The organism is Okeania sp. SIO2B9 (assembly GCF_010672505.1).
Lineage (GTDB): Bacteria > Cyanobacteriota > Cyanobacteriia > Cyanobacteriales > Microcoleaceae > Okeania > Okeania hirsuta.
Window position 1 is genome coordinate 1 of the sequence record NZ_JAAHGK010000705.1, and the last position, 4,052, is coordinate 4,052.

Consider the following 4,052-nt stretch of genomic DNA (forward strand, 5'->3'; position numbering starts at 1 on the left):
TCTTAGACTTAGCCATAAACTCCCAACTATCGGGAAAAATAGTCCAAGAGTTTCTTGATGAACAAGCCAAAGAATTTGGTGCTGAATTAGAAATTACACAAGAGGGTAGCTTATTATATTATTTTCCTACTGCTGTATCTCTAGTGGGAAGACCAACGGATAAAATTTTAGAACACAATACTCAATTAATCCCGAAAGTTTCAAATTATGAGACTCAACTGCCAAAGAATTCCCAACTAAATTCTCATCTAAAAGATTTCCCAGAAAATTCCCAACTTCAATCTGCTACTGAAATAGCTTCTCCTCTTACCCAAAAAGAATTAGCAATTAGGCTTAATGTTCATGCTAGTACTATCAGTAAACGGAAAACAAAACCTGATTTTGGAGAATGGAGTAGTCAAAAAGATCCGGAATCAATTGCATGGAAATATTTTAAAGAACAAGCACAATTTTTACCTATAATTCCTAGATTTTAAGCACAAAGTTTTAAATTAAATCAATGGCTTTTTTTTAACTTTTAGATCCCCAATATTTTACTTTTATCAAAAAATTTGGAGAGCAAAAGTTTACTTAAAATTTACTTGGCCTTAAGTCACAATTAAACAATAGCTTTACTAAAATTCAAGGACTTAATTTAAAAAGCATTTCCTGAGGGAATTCTCCTCAAACAGCAATTTGGTGCAGTCAGTATTTCCTAAACGGAATGCTCCGCAAACAGCTTAGATTTATACTGAAACCGAGTAAATGCAATTTCAAAGAGAATTTCAACCCCTCTTGAATTATCTAGTGTCTACAAGCTGGGAATTTCAACTCAAGTTGATAGCTGAAAGCCGATCGCCAAGAGCTAGTTAAAGAACCACTTAGATATTTTTCTATATTCTATAATTGCCTTACTTGACAAAAAGATAAAATTATGTTATAGAGAAGTAGAAAAATAAAATTAAAAATGGGCTATGTATTGAAAAATAATTATAACAAAATGTGAGAACAAACTTAAAAATCTTAATTAAACATTACAATAAAAAAAATTATAGGTAAGTGTAGCAAATGATGCCCAGAATACTCGTCATTGACGACGATCCTGCGATCGCAGAACTCGTTGCTGTCAACCTAGAAATGGCTGGCTATGAAGTTAGCCAAGCAGAAGATGGCATAAAAGGGCAAGCTCTAGCCCTCCAACTACTACCAGACCTGATAGTATTAGATTTAATGCTACCAAAGGTAGATGGGTTTACAGTTTGTCAACGTCTGCGTCGTGATGAACGGACAGCCGATATTCCGGTACTGATGTTAACTGCTTTAAGTCACACCCAAAATAAAGTAGAAGGCTTTAATGCTGGAGCAGATGATTATCTGACAAAACCCTTTGAAGTAGAAGAAATGCTGGCACGAGTGCGTGCCCTACTCCGACGCACAGATCGAATACCACAAGCAGCTAAACATAGCGAAATTCTGAATTATGGTCCTCTGACTCTTGTTCCTGAAAGGTTTGAGGCTATTTGGTTTGAGCAGACAGTCAAACTAACTCATTTAGAATTTGAGTTACTCCATTGTTTACTGCAACGACATGGCCAGACAGTATCTCCGAGTGAAATTCTCAAGGAAGTCTGGGGTTACGATCCAGATGATGATATTGAGACGATCCGAGTCCATATTAGACATCTGAGAACAAAGATGGAACCAGATCCTCGCCATCCTCGGTATATTAAAACAGTATACGGTGCTGGTTACTGCTTAGAGTTACCTAGTAATAGTTCCAGTGCTAATAATGTGGAAACATCTAATTTGGCAAAACCAAATCAGGAATGGGTGAGAGAATCTTAAAATAATTTCCGGTTGAAAAATTATAATTTAGGTATAAAAAACTGAACTGACAGAGAGATTTTTTCAAAATTCTGTAATACCTTACGAATTACAATCTCTCAACCGGAAATTTAACGAAGTCAGAAGTCAGAACTCAGAAGCGGTGCGACCCCGCGACGACGCCAGTCGCACCTGGTAGCGCACCAAGAGAGTCAAAAGTTATTTTTGTAACGGGGATTTGATCCCCCCTCCAAAAATATTTCGCCTGAAAAGGCGGGGTTGCGCGACCCAATTATTTTGATAAATTAAGGTTTTATACCAATTTTATCTAAGGCAGCACAAAATTATTTTTTCCTTTTTCCAACTTCAGTCCTTCCTTCTTGAAGAAATTTATTAACTTGTCTATCTCGCTCTAAAGTTAACCCCGATCACAATATTATTCTATGCAACTTAGAAATGAATTTGGTATTAATTTAGGTGTTGGTGAAGGAATAATTATTTGGCGAGACTCCTGGAGAGTAAATGTGAGAAGATCGGAAATTAGTCCTCTGAGTTGCCAAAAATCCGCTAAAATCCATTAGTATATATGAGGATGTATACTATGTGTTGGATTAGATATGTCAAAATAGCTCTAGTTAATACCATTGGAGCATTAGTAGCAATTATTTGGGTGCCTGTTCCTCAAGCAGTGGCACAACCTTCACTTCTAGAACAAGCAAACTCAGCAGTTTCGCCTTTAGAAACCCTCGAGTCAATAAACAACAACTTAAAAACTACAAGAAAAGTAAATTCACTATCAGAACTTTACCAGCTTAGAGACGAAATAAAAGCTGAACTGAATAAAGTTTCTCAAAGGCCAACTCTCCAAGAAGTAGAAGAACCCTGGCAATACCAATTTCACCTACAACAGTATGAAAAAACCCTGAAAAACTTCCGTAATGTAGAAGCTAATATTATTAGAGAAGAAAAAGCGCTTCAAAGCTGGAAGCAAGCGATCGCCAAAGCAAGTAAGGCAGTAGAAAAAGGAAAAACAATTCAGGCAAATTACCAAACTTGGCAAGAAGCAGAAAATCTTTGGTTAGAGGCAATTTTCAACCTGCGCCAAATTCCCCAAAACTCGTTAATTACAGATAAAGCGATCGAAAAAATGATCGAATATCAGGGTTATTTAGCAGTTGCCTCCTATGAAAAAGTCATAGCAGCAAGAAGATGGGTAGAAAATACAGAAGATGACACAGACAATAATACAACCAATTATTCACCCATTGCATATAGTTTATCTCCTGGTTTCACCATATATGGCGACACCAACAGAGACGGAGAGTTAGATGAAGCTGACAGATCGAGTAGAGAAAAATGGACTTTATCAGAAGGTGCATTGATGCTATTTAATAGCGATGATGATAATGGCGATCGAATACCAGACTGGCGCGATCGAGAAGTTAATGGCAAAACAGATGAAGCAGACTTAGCGCTGGTGAATATTCAAGTAGCAGAAAATTATCAAGATGCTCAAATCTATATCTCAACAGATACAGATGCTAGTGACTATATTAATGTATTCCAAAAAACAGAATACGGATGGCAACCAGTAGATATTTCTGGTACTGAAGCATTAATATCTAGAGAGAAAGTAGTATTAGGTGTGGAAGCTAAACAGTTCGCCGATCGCAACTGGAAAGGAGTCGTTAAATTAACAGCGATCGCTGAAAAAAATGGTAGACAAATTGCTTCTGATAGTATTCAAATAGGTGTAGTCCCCTGGTTAATGTCTCCCAATACTGCTCCAGTCAAAGAGCTTCATGTCAGCGAACGTGGTTTTGGCAATCAAGAATTTGTGGCCAAAATCAAACAGATCGTCGAAAGAACAGGTGCTAAAGCTCAAATTAATTCTGGTGGCACCACCTGGATGCAAGATACTAAAGAAATAGGTTATGTGCAATTTCCCTCTCAAGGTAAAACCCATAATATGAATGTGGTACTCAAAGCTAACCGTCCTGGGGAAAATGACCAATACGCTAGAAGTCTGCTCAAAGAAGATTTTGGCTGGTTTGAAGTAGGTAAACCTAGACAACTCGATCCCCTAAATAGATGGGCAGATGCTTATGGCAACCTAGAAGTGACACCACCTTTGCCAGGATACGATCTGGGAAGAATTTATTATGGTAAGGCAGGTGAAGTAGGTCTGAATCCAGAAATCGTTGATTTTATTAAAGCACAAAAGATTCAGGGTCCGCCAGTAGATATTG

At 37.4% G+C, this 4,052-nt stretch carries 3 protein-coding genes and 1 pseudogene; all 4 read left to right on the forward strand.

What is annotated here, in order from left to right; translation table 11 throughout:
* A pseudogene (locus F6K13_RS21975) lies at positions 1–476 on the forward strand (hypothetical protein); the annotation flags it as partial.
* A gap of 574 nt (positions 477–1,050) precedes the next feature.
* Positions 1,051–1,824, forward strand: a complete 774-nt coding sequence (locus F6K13_RS21980; RefSeq protein ID WP_124154460.1) for a response regulator transcription factor — start codon at positions 1,051–1,053, stop codon at positions 1,822–1,824.
* A 422-nt stretch (positions 1,825–2,246) separates the two neighbouring features.
* A complete protein-coding gene (locus tag F6K13_RS21985; RefSeq protein WP_161564610.1) occupies positions 2,247–2,384 on the forward strand; it encodes a hypothetical protein in 138 nt (45 codons plus the stop codon).
* A 20-nt stretch (positions 2,385–2,404) separates the two neighbouring features.
* The coding region (locus F6K13_RS21990) for a protein-arginine deiminase family protein (protein ID WP_287288376.1) at positions 2,405–4,052 on the forward strand (1,648 nt) is incomplete at its 3' end.

Bases quoted from the DNA above. Each gene is read 5' to 3' on its own strand.
- F6K13_RS21985 (WP_161564610.1), top strand. From the start codon at position 2,247: ATGCAACTTAGAAATGAATTTGGTATTAATTTAGGTGTTGGTGAAGGA.
- F6K13_RS21980 (WP_124154460.1), top strand. From the start codon at position 1,051: ATGCCCAGAATACTCGTCATTGACGACGATCCTGCGATCGCAGAACTC.